Here is a 17,524-nt window from a genome sequence, read left to right as displayed (position 1 = left end):
ATTTTAATTGGTATGTGTCAAGGTATGAGTAACTGATACTTTCTAAGTCATACCGTTCTGGTTTTTCTGGCTTAAGAAAACTCGCCTTGTGTCACGCACTAAAGAAAATGTCATCCTGGCGTTACGCTTAAACAACGCGGGAAGGGGCATGGGCGGCTTTCTCGCCGTTGTACAGCATGCCACGCATAAATATTTCATAAAAAATAAAACCGGCCTGAGTAATGCCTTTTATGGTGCAAATTACAACTTTGTGGTGAGCTGAAAAATAAAAATAAGCCGCGCGGGTGAGATATTTAAAATGTTTCAGCGGACATACTCTTCACCGTAACGACGCGTTAACAAAAAAACGAGTCGTTTAATACGAAATACGATCAAGGTGTTTTCAGGTAGCCGGGTACAGGGTGACAACATGAAAAACACAGCGTTATTTTTGATGTTTACATTACTGGGTGCGCCTGGATTTGTAACCGCATCGAATTCAGATTTGGCAAACGCTGAATATAATTTTGCGGTTAATGAATTAAGTCATTCATCATTAAATCAGGCAGCCATTATTGGTCAACAGGGCGTGTTTAATGACGCTCAGCTTCGCCAGGAAGGATCGAAACTCTTGTCCGTCATTTCCCAGGATGGGGCAGGCAACAGAGCGAGAGTTGATCAATCAGGGACTTATAATATTGCCTGGATCGATCAGAGCGGTAACGGGAACGATGCAGGCATTACGCAGGATGGATATGGTAATAGTGCGAAAATTATCCAGAAAGGGTCGGGTAATAGAGCAAATATTACGCAGTACGGTACGCAGAAAACCGCAGTTGTAGTGCAGAAACAGTCGCAGATGGCAATTCGCGTTATTCAGCGCTAGTTATTTCGCGACGACGTTAATCAATCCGATGGGGGTTTACCATGAAATTTATCAAAGTGGCAGCACTTGCAGCAATCGTAGTTTCTGGTAGTGCTATGGCTGGTATGATTAATCAGGGCGGATGGGGTCATGGACACGGTCATGGTCAGGGCGGATATAGTGGTCCAAATTCAACTCTGAATATTTACCAGAACGGTGGCGGTAACTCAGCGCTGGCCCTGCAGACGGATGCCAGAAATTCCGTTCTGAATATTAGCCAGACCGGTGGTGGTAACGGGGCTGATGTCGGTCAGGGTTCTGACGACAGTAAAATCAACCTGACCCAGAACGGTTTCGGCAACAGTGCGACACTCGATCAGTGGAACAGCAAAAAATCCGTTATGAATGTTAGCCAGTACGGCGGCCTTAACGGTGCGCTCGTAGACCAGACGGCGTCTAACTCCACTGTCAACGTGACCCAGATTGGCTTTGGTAACCACGCGACAGCGCATCAGTACTGATACTGAAATCTGGAATACAAAAAAACAGGGCCGATGCCCTGTTTTTTTTCGGGAGTTCCTCATGAATACCTTCATTCTCCTTGCCGCGCTTTCCGGGCAGATCGCTTTTAAAACGTCACAGCAGGGAAATATGACAACCATTATTCCGCAGGTCATTTTGTCGGAACCGTGTGATTGTCAGGTTCAGATCCTCTCACTGAAAGAAGGGCAGAGTGGGCAAAGTGCTTCACGACAGCAAAATACCCTTTTTATCCCCGCTAATCAGGCGATTGATTTAACGCGGTTGAGTTTAACTATTTCTGCGGGAGACACGGTAAAAATCGTAGTCACCGTCACGGATGGAAAAGCGCTTCATTTATCACAGCAGTGGTCGCCAGCCGGGGGTACGCTGTAAATATTCATAAAATCAATGTATTGCGAATATTTGCCGTTGAACTAAGCTGTTATCAGGAACTGCGTTGTTTGGTTCCGTAACGTCAGCCTTCGTTTGCATAATGAAGCGCGTTTGCCCCTCATGGACGATTTTCATTGAGGAGTACATATCGTGACCCACTATTTTGCTCGTCTTATTTCAGGTCTGGGCCTGCTCGTTTCTGCTTTAATCGCTCCAGCTTATTCAGCCACTATTGCGGAAGGTGGTGTTATTCACTTTCGCGGTGCAATCGTTGCTGACCCTTGTGAAGTCACACCGCAACAGCGGCAGCTTGCGCTGTCATGCCCGGAAAAAAACCGTATGCAAACGCGTACGATCAGCTATGACGATGCGCTGAACGGCAAGTCGACTGCTTCCAGCCTTGCGACGGTCAATATGACGTACCTGAATCCTGAAAAAACGCTCGCGGTTGTTCAGATCCAGTACCGTTAATACCCGTGCGCGCCCGCTGGTGGGCGCGGTTTTAGGCCTGTCGTTTTCTCAATAACCCCTCTGCGATACACTTATAAAAAGGGCGGGCAGCAGAGGGGCTTTATGAAACCGCAAATTGAAGTTATTCATGGCGATATTACGACCGTCCATGTCGACGTCATCGTCAATGCGGCCAATCCTTCCCTGATGGGGGGAGGAGGAGTAGACGGCGCTATTCATCGGGCTGCCGGACCGCAGTTACTGGAAGCCTGTAAAATCGTGCGTCAGCAACAGGGTGAATGCCCTCCGGGACATGCGGTGATTACGCTTGCGGGCAACCTTCCCGCCAAAGCGGTGATTCATGCTGTCGGGCCCGTGTGGCATGGCGGCGATCGGCATGAAGCGAGTCTTCTGGAAGAGGCATACCGGAACTGTCTGCGGCTTGCCGCCGACAACGGCTTCAAAACGATGGCGTTTCCGGCCATCAGCACCGGCGTGTATGGTTATCCAAAGGCGGCTGCGGCGGCCATCGCCGTAGATACCGTCTACCGTTATCTTTCACTCAAGCCGCTGCCAGAGAAGGTGATTTTTGTCTGCTTCGATGAAGACACCACTCATCTGTATCAGCGTCTTTTGACTCAGCGCAGGCAAGAGCTGGAAAGCTGAAGCAAGCGCGGCGCACGGAGTGCGCCGCGCTGCTCAGGCGGCTTTCGGCTGTGGTTTTCCTGAAAACAGGAAGCGCAGGAGAGGGATCCGCAGATGGATCTCATAGAGTACGACGGCAATCCCCACCACAAACACCAGCCCGGTAAAGAAGCCCAGCGTGTTGGATGCGATATGCGGCGTGATATATGCCCCGAAGAACAGCGTCAGAGGATGATGCACCAGATAGATAAACAGTGAAGCGTTGACGAAGTAGGTCACGCGGCTGGACTTGAAGTTCAGCAAACGGTGGCCGAGCGCGAACACCACATTCACCATCCACAGGCCCAACAGCATAGTGATCACGCTTTCCGTTTCATACATCCAGGCATCGCCGCTCCCGTATCGCTGGTTCAGCAGATAGGCCACGAAGGCGATGGCAGCACCTACCGCGCACCACGGTGACGGGGTAGTAAACAGCGCTTTAAGCTTCGGATGAATAAAGGCCAGTGCGCCGATTAAAAAGAACGGAATGTAGAACAGCGACTGCATCACCACAAAATTGAACAGGCCGTCGCTCAGTATCGGTGGATAGACGATAAACAGCGTGCGTCTCACCGCGGCATAAGCGATCCCCAGCAGTAAGAAGAGCACCGACAGTCTGCCCAGCGTGATGTTGGTGAAGAAAGAGTCGGCCGTCGTGCTGAGATGGCGGCGCAGGCGGCTGAAAATCACCAGACTGACCGTGGTCAGCACCACCAGAACCAGCAAGAACCAGAGGTGAGACACCAGTTCCCAGACCAGCGTGTTGTACTTTTCGTACAGCGAGAGATTCGGCCAGTTTTCGGCCTTGCCTTTAACGTACTGCAGCATAATGAACTGCGGCAACGTCAGCAGCGGGATGGCGGTTAACATGGGAATACCGACGCGCTCCACGCGCACTTTCCACCAGCGCTTAAGCGGGTAGCGTAAAAAAAGCATGTACGAAAAATAGCCGGATATGACAAAAAACACCTGCATGCGGAAAGCGTGAATAAAGTCATTAAACAGCGTCAGCCACCAGGAGGGCATCTGGCTATTAACATGCCACGTGTGGCTGGAGTAAATCAGTGAAATATGAAAGGGGATCCCCAATAGCATCAGCCATGCCCGGATCGAGTCGAGGAAATATTCCCGTTGTATCGGTGTTGTGCTCATATAACGTTGTGCATTCTCAGACTTTTCGCCTTATCCCTAAGACTCATAATGGTTACATTCGAAGCCAACCCTACACCAAGACCGACACACTGTCTCCAGGATAAGCACGCAAAGTGAATAGCGGGTTCTTTCATTTGCTTAATCCATGAGCCAGCAGCTGAACAAAGCAGTGATTATGTTGTCGGATTGCCTGAGTTTCCATTAAAATGGATCGGATCGATATAAGCACACAAAGGGGGAAGTGCTTACTTATTATGAAACATAAACCACAGATGATGAAAATGCGTTGGTTGGGTGCTGCAGTGGTGTTATCACTGTATACCTCATCGGCACTGGCCTTTAACATCGACGATGTCGCAAAACAGGCAAAATCGATGGCAGGCAAGAGCTACGAAGCGCCGAAAAGTAACTTGCCCTCCGTTTTCCGCGACATGAAGTATGCGGACTATCAGCAGATCCAGTTCAACCACGATAAAGCGTACTGGAACAACATTAAAACCCCGTTCAAGCTTGAATTTTATCATCAGGGTATGTACTTCGACACGCCTGTTGCCATCAACGAAGTGACGGCAACCGCGGTACGCAAGATCAAGTACAGCCCGGATTACTTCAATTTTGGCAATGTGCAACACGACAAAGATACGGTGAAAGACCTGGGCTTCGCAGGCTTCAAAGTCCTTTACCCGATCAACAGCAAAGATAAAAACGACGAAATCGTCAGCATGCTTGGCGCCAGCTACTTCCGCGTGATTGGCGCGGGTCAGGTGTACGGGCTTTCTGCGCGCGGTCTGGCTATTGATACCGCGCTGCCATCAGGTGAAGAGTTCCCGCGTTTCCGTGAGTTCTGGATTGAACGTCCAAAACCAACGGACAAACGTCTGACTATTTATGCGCTGCTCGACTCTCCGCGTGCAACCGGTGCCTATCGCTTTGTGATTATGCCGGGTCGTGACACGGTCGTTGACGTGCAGTCTAAGGTTTACCTGCGTGACAAAGTGGGCAAACTGGGCGTTGCACCGCTGACCAGTATGTTCCTGTTTGGGCCGAACCAGCCGTCACCAGCCACCAACTTCCGCCCGGAACTGCATGACTCCAACGGTCTGTCTATTCATGCCGGCAACGGTGAGTGGATCTGGCGTCCGCTGAATAACCCGAAACATCTGGCGGTCAGCAGCTTTGCGATGGAAAACCCGCAGGGCTTTGGCCTGCTGCAACGTGGCCGTCAGTTCTCTCGCTTTGAAGATCTTGACGACCGCTATGACCTGCGTCCAAGCGCCTGGGTTACGCCGAAAGGCGACTGGGGTAAAGGCAAGGTAGAGCTGGTTGAAATTCCAACCAACGACGAAACCAACGACAACATCGTTGCATACTGGACGCCGGATCAACTGCCGGAAGCCGGTAAAGAGATGAACTTCAAGTACACCATTACCTTCAGCCGCGACGAAGATAAGCTGCATGCGCCGGATAACGCGTATGTGACGCAGACTCGCCGCTCTACGGGTGACGTGAAGCAGTCTAACCTTATCCGTCAGCCTGACGGTACGGTGGCGTTTGTCGTGGACTTCACCGGCCAGGATATGAAGAAACTGGCTCCGGATACTGCGGTGTCGGCCCAGGCCAGCATCGGTGACAACGGTGAAATCGTAGAGAACACCGTGCGTTACAACCCGGTAACCAAAGGCTGGCGTCTGACCCTGCGCGTGAAAGTGAAAGATCCGAAACAGACCACTGAAATGCGTGCTGCGCTGGTCAGTGAAGATCAGCCGCTGAGTGAAACCTGGAGCTACCAGCTACCTGCCAATGAATAATACATCTGAATATATTGATGCCATGCCGCTGACGGATATCGAAAAAGCGGCGCTGCCTAAGAGCGACATCCGGGCGGTTCATACCGCGCTGGATGGCGAACATCGTCAGTTTTCCCGTGATGATGATACGCCGCTGGGGTCAGTCAAGGCGCGTCTGGAGCAGGCCTGGCCGGACTCGCTGGCAGAAGGGCAGTTGATTAAAGACGACGAAGGACGCGATCAGCTTCAGGCCATGCCGAAGGCGACGCGTTCCTCAATGTTCCCCGATCCATGGCGCACCAACCCGGTTGGCCGCTTCTGGGATCGCCTGCGCGGGCGTGACGTCACGCCGCGCTATCTGTCGCGCCTGACGAAAGAAGAGCAGGCCTCTGAACAGAAATGGCGTACCGTGGGCACAATCCGCCGTTATATCCTGCTGCTTCTGACGCTGGCGCAGACGGTTGTCGCGACCTGGTACATGAAAACCATTCTGCCTTACCAGGGCTGGGCGTTTATCAACCCGACTGACATGATGGGCCAGGATCTCTGGGTCTCCTTCATGCAGCTGCTGCCGTACATTCTGCAAAGCGGCATTCTCCTGCTGTTCGCGGTTCTCTTCTGCTGGGTATCGGCCGGTTTCTGGACCGCGCTGATGGGCTTCCTGCAGCTGCTGATGGGACGGGACAAATACAGCATTTCGGCGTCAACGGTCGGGGATGAACCCCTCAATCCTGAGCACCGTACCGCGCTGATTATGCCTATCTGTAACGAAGACGTTGACCGCGTATTTGCGGGCCTGCGTGCGACCTGGGAGTCCGTAAAGGCGACCGGTAACGCGGAGCATTTCGACGTTTACATCCTGAGCGACAGCTACAACCCGGATATCTGCGTGGCAGAGCAAAAAGCCTGGATGGAGTTGATTGCGGAAGTGCAGGGCGAAGGGCAGATCTTCTATCGCCGCCGCCGCCGTCGCGTGAAGCGTAAAAGCGGCAACATCGATGACTTCTGCCGTCGCTGGGGTAACCAGTATAGCTACATGGTTGTGCTGGATGCTGACTCCGTCATGAGCGGTGACTGCCTGAGCGGTCTGGTGCGCCTGATGGAAGCCAACCCGAACGCGGGCATCATTCAGTCTTCGCCAAAAGCGTCCGGTATGGACACCCTGTACGCGCGCTGCCAGCAGTTCGCCACCCGTGTTTACGGGCCGCTGTTTACCGCCGGTCTGCACTTCTGGCAGCTGGGTGAATCGCACTACTGGGGCCACAACGCTATTATCCGCGTGAAGCCGTTCATTGAGCACTGTGCGCTGGCGCCGCTGCCGGGCGAGGGTTCGTTTGCCGGTTCGATTCTGTCGCATGACTTCGTGGAAGCGGCGCTGATGCGTCGTGCTGGCTGGGGCGTCTGGATTGCCTACGACCTGCCGGGATCGTACGAAGAGCTGCCGCCGAACCTGCTGGATGAGCTCAAGCGAGACCGCCGCTGGTGTCACGGTAACCTGATGAACTTCCGCCTGTTCCTCGTTAAAGGGATGCACCCGGTTCACCGTGCGGTGTTCCTGACGGGCGTGATGTCTTACCTCTCCGCACCGCTGTGGTTTATGTTCCTCGCGCTCTCCACTGCGCTGCAGGTCGTCCATGCCCTGACGGAGCCGCAATACTTCCTGCAACCGCGCCAGCTGTTCCCGGTGTGGCCGCAGTGGCGTCCTGAGCTGGCGATTGCGCTGTTTGCTTCCACCATGGTGCTGCTGTTCCTGCCTAAACTGCTCAGTATCATCCTGATCTGGTGCAAAGGCTCGAAAGAGTATGGCGGTTTCTTCCGCGTGACCCTTTCTCTGCTGCTGGAAGTGCTGTTCTCCGTGCTGCTGGCGCCGGTGCGTATGCTGTTCCACACCGTGTTTGTGGTCAGTGCGTTCCTGGGCTGGGAAGTGGTCTGGAACTCACCGCAGCGTGATGACGACTCCACGCCATGGAGTGAAGCCTTTATGCGCCACGGTTCTCAGCTGCTGCTGGGGCTGGTGTGGGCGGCCGGAATGGCCTGGCTGGATCTGCGCTTCCTGTTCTGGCTGGCACCGATTGTCTTCTCGCTGATCCTGTCGCCGTTTGTGTCCGTGATCTCCAGCCGGTCAACGGTGGGGCTGCGTACCAAGCGCTGGAAACTGTTCCTGATCCCGGAAGAGTATTCCCCGCCGCAGGTGCTGGTGGATACCGATACCTACCTGGAGCAGAACCGCAGCCGCACGCTGGATGATGGCTTTATGCACGCTGTGTTTAACCCGTCATTCAACGCCCTGGCGACGGCGATGGCCACTGCGCGCCACCGCGCAAGCCAGGTGCTGGAGATTGCCCGCGATCGTCACGTTGAGCAGGCGCTTAATGAGACCCCGGAAAAACTCAATCGCGACCGTCGTCTGGTGCTGCTGAGCGATCCGGTCACGATGGCAAGGCTTCACTATCGCGTATGGTCCGCTCCGGAGAAGTATTCTTCGTGGGTGAACTACTACAAAGAGCTGAAGCTGAACCCGCTGGCGCTGAAGGCCAAGTAAGTGGTTAAGCAGGGTGGGTAAGCATAGCGCCACCCGCCAGATAAAATACCGGCTGCGAGGCCGGTATTTTTTTAGAGGTTACTGATGAAAATAATCATCGTCGTTATGATGACATGCCTGCTAAGCGGCTGCGGCAGCATCATCAGCCGCACCATTCCAGGGCAGGGCCATGGCAACCAGTACTATCCGGGCGTGAAATGGGATGTACGCGATTCCGCATGGCGCTATCTGACGGTGCTCGATCTGCCGTTTTCGCTGATTTTCGACACGCTGTTGCTGCCGATTGATGCCAGCCACGGCCCGTACGAGTAGCGTAAATTAACGCTCGTCCCACTCATCGGCTGCGGTTTGACCTTCTTCCGTATCCAAAGGTGGCTCGAGCTGAAATTCGCCTTCATCCCACTCGTGCAGCGTATTCTCCTCCAGCCATTCCTGGCGTAACTCGATTTCATCATAGTCGCCATCAAAGACGGCCTGCGCACCTGCACCGCTCAGGACCGGCAAACATTCCCCTTCTTCGCCTTCATCGGCAAAGAATTCGGCCTGCCACATAATATCCCCATCCTGCAGAACGTATTTTTGGATATTAAGTTGTTGCACGTCAGCATCTTCTTCCTCAACACCGGGATTATCGGCAAGGAACTCTTCACGAGCGGCATCAATAGCTTCTTCCAGCGTGGCGTACATGGTCATTGGTGTCTCCCTGTTTTCCAGAAGGTTTCAGGGAAAGAATAGCTGAATATCAGATTCTGCAAGTATGAATGCGAAAATAAGCCGTCAGGCGTTCGTCTTATTCCGTCACCGGCCGTAACGCGCGGGATAAACTGAACCACGAATAAATTGCGTTGAACAGCACCACGCCAGCCGTCACGATAAAGACGGCGCGAAAACCGAAGCTGGCGGAAATACCCGCGCCGAGAAGCGGCCCGGTGACGTTACCGATATCGCGAAATGACTGGTTATAGCTAAAGATTCGCCCGGCAATCTGGTTCGTGGAGTTGTAGACCAGCAGGGTCTGTACGGCGGGCAGCAACGCCCCGTCGGCGGCGCCCAACAAAAAGCGAAGCACGCCCAGCTGCCACGGAGAGTGCACCATCGACATGGGGATGAGCAGCAGGACGGAGATAACCAGCGCACAAATCAGGATCTTCTCAGGACCCACGCGGTCCCCCAGCTTCCCCAGCCGCGGCGCACTAAGCAGCGCCGCCACGCCGGGCACGGAGGCAATTAGCCCGCTGATAAAGGCAATATTGCTAACATTACCCGCCAGGTCGCGAACGTACAGCGTCAGAATAGGGGCAATCGATCCGGTTGCTACCTGAATGATCATTGTCGTTACGAACAGGCTCAGCACCAGCCTGGGATTTTTAAGCGAGGTCAGCACGTCTCTGGCGTGAAGCATCTCTTTTTTAGCGACGGGTGTAAATTTTTCACGGATGCAGAGCAGGGTGACAATAAAGCACAGAAACAAAACGCTCGCGGTGATGAAAAAAACCGGGCGCAGGCCGCAGTTATCCGCCAGTAACCCCCCCGCCAGCGGTCCCAGCAGAGCACCGCTCACGCCACCGGTTGAGAGCGTTCCAAGCGCCCAGCCGCTCTTATGGCGAGGCATTTGCGTGGCGATCAGGGCGTTTGCGTTGGGAATAAATCCGCCCAATAAGCCCAGCAATGCGCGCAATATCAGAAACTGCCAGACGTTCTGCGCCACGCCCATCAGCGCCATGATAATGGCCATCCCCAGTGCCGAACGCAGCAGCATGATTTTACGTCCCTTGCGGTCAGCAAGGCCGCCCCAGAAGGGCGAGGCGATGGCGGAAAAGAGAAACGTGATGCTGAATACCAGGCCAGACCACATGTTGAGCGCGCCGTGGCCCGTCACGCCCAGCTGCTCGACGTAGAGCGGCAGGAAAGGCATGACCAGGCTAAACGCCGCGCCGGTAAGAAAACAGCCAAGCCACGCAACCGTGAGGTTACGCTTCCAGTTTATGGGGGCATCTGAGGGTGACATAACAATCCGCATAGTGAGGTGCAGAGCACCTGAAGCATGAAGTAATAAGCCTGCTAATTATGCGCCTGGGTTATGATTGCCGCAATGAGGGGGAGCTTTTAAAGCTAAAACAGCATGCGGCCCTGGAGGCCGCATGAGAGATTAATAGCGGGACGGCGTGCCTTCTGGCCGCGTTTTAAAGCGGCGATGCAGCCACATGTACTGTTCTGGCGCCAGCATGATGCACTTCTCCACAACGCCGTTCATCCAGCGCGCGGTGGTTTCCGCATCTTCCAGCGGCGGCGCGAGTTCCGGCTCAAGCATCATCAGCTCGTAGCCTGAGCCATCCGGCATACGGCGGGGAACAAAGGGAACAATGGCGGCTTTGGACATCCGCGCCAGCATCCAGGTGCCGGTCGTGGTGGCGGCCTCGTCGACGGCGAAGAAGGGAACAAAGACGCTGGCCTGTGGGCCATAGTCGTGATCGGGAGCATACCAGACTACTTCACCGGACTTTAGCGCGCGGATCATGCCCTTCAGATCCTTACGGTCGATCATGCTTTTGTTGGAGCGCATGCGGCCGTTGGTCTGAATGAGATCGATAACCGGGTTGTCGTTAGGACGATAAACCCCGATGCCGGGCGCCTGCATGCCGAACATGCGCGCCCCGATTTCCAGCGTCAGGAAATGGACGCCGATCAGCAACACGCCGGTCTGATTGGCCTGAAGAGTATGCACCGGCTCCATGCCGGTTCCGGTCACCTTGCTCCAGCGCGCCATGCGTTTGTCCGGCCAGAACCACGCCATGCCGGTTTCCATGAGCCCCATTCCGACGGATTCGAAATTCTTCGAGACCATATCATGACGTTCTGCCTCGCTCATCTGCGGAAAGCACAGCTCAAGGTTACGATACGCGATGCGGGCGCGGCGTTTCATAAAGATTTGCGCGAGTCGGCCTAATGATTTACCTAACCGGAAGATAACAGGGTAGGGAAGCTGTACCAGTAGCCATAAAAAGCCAATGCCAAGCCAGGTCATCCAATAGCGGGGGTGCAAAAGGGCGACGGTAAATTTTGGTAACTGGGTCATGTCTTTCCTGTGTTCAAACGTCCTGTTTCGCTATTGTCGCATTTTTTGAGACGTAGCCAAAATATCTGCCGCCGAAACCTGCGCGACGACGGCAATTGTTAAGCCTGATTCATCAGGGTGTGTGAAATGTAGCGTAAATTGTGTGGATGTAAATTGGTTTTGTTTGCTATATGATGCCGACCGATTTTTCATTCTCTCTGACGATTGCAGGACTTGTACACCATGCCAGTGTTACACAACCGCGTTTCGAATGAGATGTTAAAGGCGCGTATGTTGGCTGAAACCGAACCGCGCACAACCATCTCTTTCTACAAATATTTCACGATCGACGATCCGCAGGCGACCCGCGATGCGCTTTATCAGGCCTTCACGGCGCTGAACGTCTTCGGGCGCGTCTATCTTGCCCGCGAAGGCATTAACGCACAGATTAGCGTACCGGAAAGCAAGGTGAACGCATTCCGCGACGTACTTTACAGCTTCGATCCGGCCCTCGACGGCCTGCGCCTGAACATTGCCCTGGATGACGACGGGAAATCGTTCTGGGTGCTGCGCATGAAGGTGCGTGAACGCATCGTGGCGGACGGTATCGACGATCCTGAGTTTAATCCTGCGGATGTCGGTGAATATCTGAAGGCCGCGGAAGTGAATGCGATGCTGGACGATCCGGATGCGGTGTTCATTGATATGCGTAACCACTATGAGTACGAAGTGGGGCATTTTGAAAACGCGATGGAAATTCCGGCCGATACCTTCCGCGAGCAGCTGCCGAAAGCGGTGGAGATGATGCAGGAGCATAAGGATAAAAAAATCGTTATGTACTGCACCGGCGGTATCCGCTGCGAGAAGGCCAGCGCGTGGATGAAGCACAATGGGTTCAACAAGGTCTGGCACATTGAAGGCGGTATTATCGAGTACGCCCGCCGCGCCCGCGAGCAGGGCTTACCGGTACGCTTTATCGGTAAAAACTTCGTCTTTGACGAGCGCATGGGCGAGCGTATTTCAGAAGATGTGATTGCCCAGTGCCACCAGTGCGGCGCGCCGTGCGATACCCACACCAACTGCAAAAACGACGGTTGCCACCTGCTGTTTATCCAATGTCCGGCCTGTGCCGAGAAGTTTAACGGCTGCTGTAGCGAGCTGTGCAGCGAGGAGAGTATCCTGCCGGAAGAAGAGCAGCGTCGTCGTCGCGCAGGACGTGAAAACGGCAATAAGATTTTTAATAAATCACGCGGCCGTCTGAATACTAAACTGGGCATTCCTGACCCGGAATAATAATAACGCCCGGCACGGCGAGAGCCTGCCGGGCGAATCTATTACGACTTCTGCTGCACACCTTCAACGGAAATAACCAGCTCAACGTCCTGAGACGCCGGGCCTAAATCCGTTGTGATATTAAAATCTTTCAGGTGAATTTTACCCGCCGCTTCAAAACCTGCGCGTTTACCGCCCCACGGATCGTCACCCTGACCGATCAATTTTGCGTCCAGAGTGACGGGTTTGGTTACGCCATTCAGCGTCAGATTACCGGTAATAGCCAACTTATCACCCTCTTTCTTCACTTCCGTTGAGGTGAAGGTGGCCTGCGGGAATTTTGTGACGTTCAGGAACTCTGCGCTGCGCAGGTGTTTATCGCGCTCAGCATGGTTTGTGTCGACGCTGTTCGTATTAATGGTCACATTGACTTTATCTGCCGCAGGGTTTTTCTCGTCAAAAGTGAATGTGCCGTCGAAATCTTTAAAGGTACCGTACAGCCAGCTGTATCCCAGATGCTGAATGCGGAAATTGACGAAAGCGTGCTGGCCCTCTTTATCAATTTTATAGTCAGCCGCCACGGCAGAACCGGCGGTGAATAACAGAGAACCCAGGGCGATACCCAGCAGGTGTTTTTTCATTTTATGCTCCAGAGTCAACTGACGAGCGGCCAAGCATGCGCTTAAGCGTATCGTCTTTATCAATAAAATGGTGTTTAAGGGCTGCGAGCCCGTGCAGTACGGACAGGGTCACCACGCTCCAGGCAAGCCAGAGGTGAACGACGCCCGCCGTGTCAGCCTGAGCCCCGGCATCGCTGAGCGTTGCCGGAACCTCGAACAGGCCAAAAACGCTAATCGGCTTACCGTCTGCCGTTGAAATGAGATAGCCGCTGATCAGAATGGCGAAGAGCAGTGCATACAGCACAATATGCGCGGCGACAGCGCTAACGCGGGTTATTTTACCGTATGTCTTTAGTGGCGCGGGCGGTGGAGAAACATGTCGCCAGATTACGCGAAATACCAGCCCCAGCATCAGGAGGACGCCAATGCTTTTATGCAGCTCGGGTGCCTGATGATACCAGCCATCGTAATAGCTGAGCGTGACCATCCAGAGTCCAAGTCCGAACATACCATAGACGGCAATGGCAAATATCCAGTGCAAGCTTATGGATATTATTCCGTAGCGCCGGGAGGAGTTACGCAATTGCATCAGAATGTCCATTTTCAAATTAACCGAAAGATAAAAATGAACGGGAAGGCGCGATATTGCAACTAAAATAATTGACTATTGATTTTTATTTTATTTATTTCAGCGATTTTGAAAAGGAACCGCAAATTTAATTCAGTGGCTTCGTGCAAGACGTATTTAGCAGAAGAAAAAAGCTTAAATAAACATAAAGTAACGTCAGCTAATGTCAGTTATCGCTTTCAATAAAACACAATGTAAATAACATCGACGATAGCGAGCAGCGCCCACAATAAGATATAGAGCATAAAGTGCTCGCGAATGTTATTGACGAGAAAACCCACGATCCTGCGCATATCGCCCCACAGTTGAGTACGAAAAAAACGGGTCCCGGTACCGCCGGAGCCCGTGGCCGATTATCCGTTAAAACGCGATAGTGAGAACGGTGTCAGATCAAACTGCGACGTGATACCCTGGGCAAACTGCGCGGCGATTTCACCCAACACCGAAGCGAACTTAAAGCCATGGCCGCTCAGCCCGGTAATCAGCAGGGTGTTGTCATGGCCCGGCAGCGTATCGATGATAAAATCTTCATCCGGGGTGTTGTCGTAGGTGCAGGCCGCGCCATAAAGCAGTCCACCGACGCCCGGGAGAATATTGCGCAGGAACGAGAAGGCTTCTGAGCCGTCCTGCGGGCACGCGCCAAAGGGTTTGCGCTCCTCCGGTGAGGAGATGACCTGCCCGCCGTTGTGTTTACCAATCTTGAGGGCGTCCTTCTCGGAAGGGAAACCGTAGAACTGATCGCCGTTGGGTAACTCGCCGGTAAACGCCGGGAATTTGTTTTGCGCGCTGTAACGCCCGTCCGACTGGAACCAGGAGAAGACCTTGCGCACTGGCTGGATCGGCAGGTCCGGGAGCAGGCGGGTAACCCAGGTTCCTGCGCTGATAAGCAGGCGGGAAGCCGAATACTCTCCGTCTACGGTTTTCACCGTAACGCCGTTTGCATTATGCGTGATAGCCTCTACGGGGCAATTGAACAGCTGCGCGCAGCCCGCTTTGGCGGCAAGATCGATCCAGGTTTTGATCGCCGTTTCACAGTGCAGGACGCCGGAGTTGGCTTCAAAGAGGCCGATATAATCCTCCGGGACGGTAATCTCAGGCCAGCGCGAGGTAATGGCTGCCGCGTCCAGCTTCTCAACGTCAAGATTAAACGCCTTCGCGCTGCGTTCGACGTTGGCGAGAAATTCCGAACGAGCCGGACCAAGGTTGATGACTCCCGTCCGCTCGAAAACACGCTCTTCGGTCTGTTTTGCCAGCTCGTCCCACAACGTCTGGGCGCGAAGCACCAGCGGAACGTAGCGCTCGCCCTCGCCATAGGCGTGGCGAATGAGGCGGGTGTCGCCATGATGGCTGCCTTCGCTGTGCGGCGGCAGGTGGGCGTCAATCATCAGGACGTTTAGCCCTGCCTGCGTTGCGTAATAACCGGCGGCCGAACCAACGGAGCCGCTACCAATAATGATTAAGTCGTATCTCATATGCATCTCGTAAACTTACGGTTTGTTAGCAGAGTAATTAACAACGCGGGCGTAAACAAGCGGGAAATAAATAAGGCACCGCGAGGGTGCCTGTTGAGTGAAAAGTGGGCATACGGTTAGTGCCGTTTATACTCATTTTCCTGATAGTCGCCAGATTCTATTTTTGCAATGCCTGCCTCTAAAATAGAAATAAACTGACGGGCGACGTCTGTTGTTAGCCACAGCGTCTGTCCAACTTCCGCTTCGTCACGGTTGAGTTGATTTGGGGTCTGGTAGTGCAAACGCAGCATCAGCGCATCGTAGCTATCTACGGTACTGATATCCCAGCCTACAAGCGGATGGGTCTGGATGACTTCGTTATTCTTTTCCATTATAACCCCCTAAATGCGTGTTAGAAGACAACGGCTCTGAGGTTCAATGCATGTTTTTCTGAAAGCTTCTTCAGTATACCAAGTAATAAGGGTTCCAACGGGAAAAATAAACAGGTAGCAACACATTTTTCTGCTTTTTAGGATTGTTCGAACAATAAAACACCATATCGTTCACGATTTTCTAAGAAGATGCTGAATTAATTTGAACGTCAGGAATGACAGGCAAAAAAAAGCCGGGGCGACCCGGCAAAAAAACACAATGAGGGAGCAGTGTTAATCGGTAATGAACCAGTCGTCTGCGCTTTCCCACGTTTCCTGCAGGATTTCGCTTATGCGATCTTTATCTTCTTTTGCGGCACCCATGACGGAGAGGTTGTTCGCTGCGGCGTAACGAACCGTTACGGCGCCCGCGTTATCGGGAAAAGTGTTGTTAATACGACGGGATAATTCGCCTGCCAGTGCATCAAGCGCGCCGGCAGGCAGAACGGTAGTTTTGGCTATGGTGACTTCAATACGCATAAATGCCCCCTGTGTAATATACTGTTTATTTATACAGGCATATTATCGGTTTGACAACAAGGGGCGTTGATTTTTTAGCGTTTTACCGTCCAGTTTACGGTTTCACCTGCCAGGAAGGGGATCAGTGCGTCATCCGTCAGCGCAATGGACTCCTCAACCTGGCTCGCTTTGCGCTCCAGCTCAATGAAGGTCTCATTGACCGGCAGGCCGTAGAAGCGCGGGCCGTTGAGGGAGCAGAACGCTTCGAAATGCTCCAGCGCGTTCATCTCTTCAAATACGGTTGCGTAGCTGGCAAGGGCGGTTGGAGCGTTGAAACAGCCCGCGCAGCCGCAGCTTGCCTCTTTGCGATGGCGGGCGTGAGGCGCGGAGTCTGTGCCAAGGAACGCACGCGTGAATCCGCTGGCGACCAGCTCGCGCAGCGCCTGCTGGTGAACATTGCGCTTGAGGATCGGCAGGCAGTACAGGTGAGGGCGCACCCCGCCCACCAGCATATGGTTACGGTTAAACATCAGATGCTGTGGGGTGATGGTCGCGGCGATCAGCTCGTTGCCGTCGCGAACATACTCTGCCGCGTCTTTGGTGGTGATATGCTCAAAGACGACCTTAAGCGCCGGCAGACGCTGGCGCAGAGGCTCCATCACGGTCTCGATGAAACGGGCTTCACGGTCAAAGATGTCAATCTCCGCATGCGTTACTTCGCCGTGTACCAGCAGTGGCATGCCCAGCTTCTGCATACGCTCCAGCACCGGCATGATGGCATCAATGCTGGTGACGCCGTGGCTGGAGTTGGTGGTGGCGTTCGCCGGGTAGAGTTTCGCCGCCGTAAATACGCCTTCGTTAAATCCGCGTTCCACCTCGTTCGGGTCCAGCGAATCGGTCAGGTAGCAGGTCATCAACGGGGTGAAATCATGTCCTGCCGGAACGGCATCCAGGATGCGCTGGCGGTAGGCTATCGCGGCATCGACGGTGGTGACTGGCGGAACCAGGTTTGGCATGACAATCGCGCGGCCATAAATTTCACTGGTATAGGGCACGACGGTTTTCAGCATATCGCCATCACGCAGATGGATATGCCAGTCGTCAGGGCGGCGGATTTTAAGAACCTGGGGTTGTGCAGTCATGGAAGCTCCGGCTTGTCAGGAATCAGTCATAAGGATGGCTGTTTTTGCCGGACACAAATCATAAGCGGAAACGTTTTCGTTTGCACACT

The 17,524-nt window shown here is 53.7% G+C and carries 21 protein-coding genes; 10 read left to right on the top strand and 11 right to left on the bottom strand.

The genetic code is table 11. The features are described from left to right. Positions 1-88 precede the first annotated feature (88 nt). The 6 genes from URZ40_RS10990 (at position 89) to ymdB (ending at position 2,875) form a co-directional block, all read left to right on the top strand. Complete coding sequence (locus URZ40_RS10990) at positions 89-262, top strand: hypothetical protein (RefSeq protein ID WP_163328716.1); 174 nt, start codon at positions 89-91, stop codon at positions 260-262. A 147-nt stretch (positions 263-409) separates the two neighbouring features. Then, positions 410-865, top strand: coding sequence for a curli minor subunit CsgB (csgB, locus tag URZ40_RS10985; protein ID WP_116340726.1), 456 nt, complete (start codon positions 410-412; stop codon positions 863-865). Between the two features lie 41 nt (positions 866-906). Beyond that, complete coding sequence (gene csgA, locus URZ40_RS10980; protein ID WP_080327570.1) at positions 907-1,365, top strand: curli major subunit CsgA; 459 nt, start codon at positions 907-909, stop codon at positions 1,363-1,365. 61 nt (positions 1,366-1,426) lie between these two features. Further along, the gene (gene csgC, locus URZ40_RS10975) at positions 1,427-1,759 is read left to right on the top strand and encodes a curli assembly chaperone CsgC (RefSeq protein ID WP_116340724.1); all 333 of its coding nucleotides are present in this window, start codon (positions 1,427-1,429) and stop codon (positions 1,757-1,759) included. A gap of 150 nt (positions 1,760-1,909) precedes the next feature. After that, positions 1,910-2,230 carry a type 1 fimbrial protein gene (locus URZ40_RS10970; protein ID WP_320720524.1) on the top strand — a complete coding sequence of 107 codons (321 nt, stop codon included), beginning with the start codon at positions 1,910-1,912 and terminating at the stop codon, positions 2,228-2,230. A 102-nt stretch (positions 2,231-2,332) separates the two neighbouring features. Then, positions 2,333-2,875 (top strand): O-acetyl-ADP-ribose deacetylase, encoded by a 543-nt coding sequence (gene ymdB / locus URZ40_RS10965; protein WP_163328722.1) that lies wholly within the window; start codon positions 2,333-2,335, stop codon positions 2,873-2,875. 33 nt (positions 2,876-2,908) lie between these two features. Here the strand turns inward: ymdB and mdoC are convergent, their stop codons facing one another. After that, on the bottom strand, positions 2,909-4,048 hold the full coding sequence (gene mdoC, locus URZ40_RS10960; protein ID WP_163328724.1) for a glucans biosynthesis protein MdoC: 1,140 nt from the start codon (positions 4,046-4,048) through the stop codon (positions 2,909-2,911). 254 nt (positions 4,049-4,302) lie between these two features. Between mdoC and mdoG the strand changes: the two genes are divergently transcribed. From mdoG to URZ40_RS10945, 3 genes are all read left to right on the top strand, one after another. Further along, a complete protein-coding gene (gene mdoG, locus URZ40_RS10955) occupies positions 4,303-5,856 on the top strand; it encodes a glucans biosynthesis protein MdoG (RefSeq protein WP_116340716.1) in 1,554 nt (517 codons plus the stop codon). Further along, entirely contained in the window at positions 5,849-8,377 is a 2,529-nt protein-coding gene (gene mdoH, locus URZ40_RS10950) for a glucans biosynthesis glucosyltransferase MdoH (protein ID WP_116340714.1), read from the top strand. The genes mdoG and mdoH overlap by 8 nt, the downstream gene beginning before the upstream one ends. Positions 8,378-8,461: 84 nt before the next feature. Beyond that, positions 8,462-8,689: a YceK/YidQ family lipoprotein gene (locus URZ40_RS10945; protein ID WP_116340712.1), complete on the top strand. Its 228-nt coding sequence runs from the start codon at positions 8,462-8,464 to the stop codon at positions 8,687-8,689. Positions 8,690-8,695: 6 nt separating this feature from the next. On the opposite strand, the gene URZ40_RS10940 is transcribed toward URZ40_RS10945, so the two are convergent. The 3 genes from URZ40_RS10940 to URZ40_RS10930 all read right to left on the bottom strand — a co-directional run bounded on the left by URZ40_RS10940 (position 8,696) and on the right by URZ40_RS10930 (position 11,453). After that, positions 8,696-9,070: a MysB family protein gene (locus tag URZ40_RS10940; protein ID WP_028012687.1), complete on the bottom strand. Its 375-nt coding sequence runs from the start codon at positions 9,068-9,070 to the stop codon at positions 8,696-8,698. 97 nt (positions 9,071-9,167) lie between these two features. Next, the gene (gene mdtG, locus URZ40_RS10935) at positions 9,168-10,385 is read right to left on the bottom strand and encodes a multidrug efflux MFS transporter MdtG (protein WP_320720523.1); all 1,218 of its coding nucleotides are present in this window, start codon (positions 10,383-10,385) and stop codon (positions 9,168-9,170) included. Positions 10,386-10,526: 141 nt separating this feature from the next. Continuing rightward, positions 10,527-11,453 (bottom strand): Kdo(2)-lipid IV(A) acyltransferase, encoded by a 927-nt coding sequence (locus URZ40_RS10930; RefSeq protein WP_116340709.1) that lies wholly within the window; start codon positions 11,451-11,453, stop codon positions 10,527-10,529. Positions 11,454-11,675: 222 nt separating this feature from the next. Here URZ40_RS10930 and URZ40_RS10925 point away from each other — a divergent pair, with 222 nt between their 5' ends. Further along, a complete protein-coding gene (locus URZ40_RS10925) occupies positions 11,676-12,725 on the top strand; it encodes a rhodanese-related sulfurtransferase (protein ID WP_116340707.1) in 1,050 nt (349 codons plus the stop codon). A 41-nt stretch (positions 12,726-12,766) separates the two neighbouring features. Here the strand turns inward: URZ40_RS10925 and URZ40_RS10920 are convergent, their stop codons facing one another. The 7 genes from URZ40_RS10920 to pyrC all read right to left on the bottom strand — a co-directional run bounded on the left by URZ40_RS10920 (position 12,767) and on the right by pyrC (position 17,435). After that, complete coding sequence (locus URZ40_RS10920) at positions 12,767-13,345, bottom strand: YceI family protein (protein WP_163328728.1); 579 nt, start codon at positions 13,343-13,345, stop codon at positions 12,767-12,769. Position 13,346: 1 nt separating this feature from the next. Continuing rightward, positions 13,347-13,913: a cytochrome b gene (locus URZ40_RS10915; RefSeq protein ID WP_320720522.1), complete on the bottom strand. Its 567-nt coding sequence runs from the start codon at positions 13,911-13,913 to the stop codon at positions 13,347-13,349. Positions 13,914-14,131: 218 nt separating this feature from the next. Further along, entirely contained in the window at positions 14,132-14,245 is a 114-nt protein-coding gene (locus tag URZ40_RS10910; RefSeq protein ID WP_116340701.1) for a YceO family protein, read from the bottom strand. Positions 14,246-14,305: 60 nt separating this feature from the next. Next, positions 14,306-15,424 (bottom strand): N-methyl-L-tryptophan oxidase, encoded by a 1,119-nt coding sequence (gene solA / locus URZ40_RS10905; protein WP_320720521.1) that lies wholly within the window; start codon positions 15,422-15,424, stop codon positions 14,306-14,308. A gap of 116 nt (positions 15,425-15,540) precedes the next feature. Then, the gene (gene bssS / locus URZ40_RS10900; protein WP_023299782.1) at positions 15,541-15,795 is read right to left on the bottom strand and encodes a biofilm formation regulator BssS; all 255 of its coding nucleotides are present in this window, start codon (positions 15,793-15,795) and stop codon (positions 15,541-15,543) included. A gap of 273 nt (positions 15,796-16,068) precedes the next feature. Further along, positions 16,069-16,314: a DNA damage-inducible protein I gene (dinI, locus tag URZ40_RS10895; protein WP_028012694.1), complete on the bottom strand. Its 246-nt coding sequence runs from the start codon at positions 16,312-16,314 to the stop codon at positions 16,069-16,071. A 74-nt stretch (positions 16,315-16,388) separates the two neighbouring features. Further along, entirely contained in the window at positions 16,389-17,435 is a 1,047-nt protein-coding gene (pyrC, locus tag URZ40_RS10890; protein WP_163328730.1) for a dihydroorotase, read from the bottom strand. Positions 17,436-17,524 lie beyond the last annotated feature (89 nt).

It is taken from the genome of Enterobacter sp. 296B2 (assembly GCF_034106185.1).
Taxonomy (GTDB): domain Bacteria; phylum Pseudomonadota; class Gammaproteobacteria; order Enterobacterales; family Enterobacteriaceae; genus Enterobacter; species Enterobacter cloacae_N.
The sequence above is the reverse complement of the archived record's forward strand: the minus strand, read 5'-3'. Positions and strand labels throughout refer to the sequence as shown.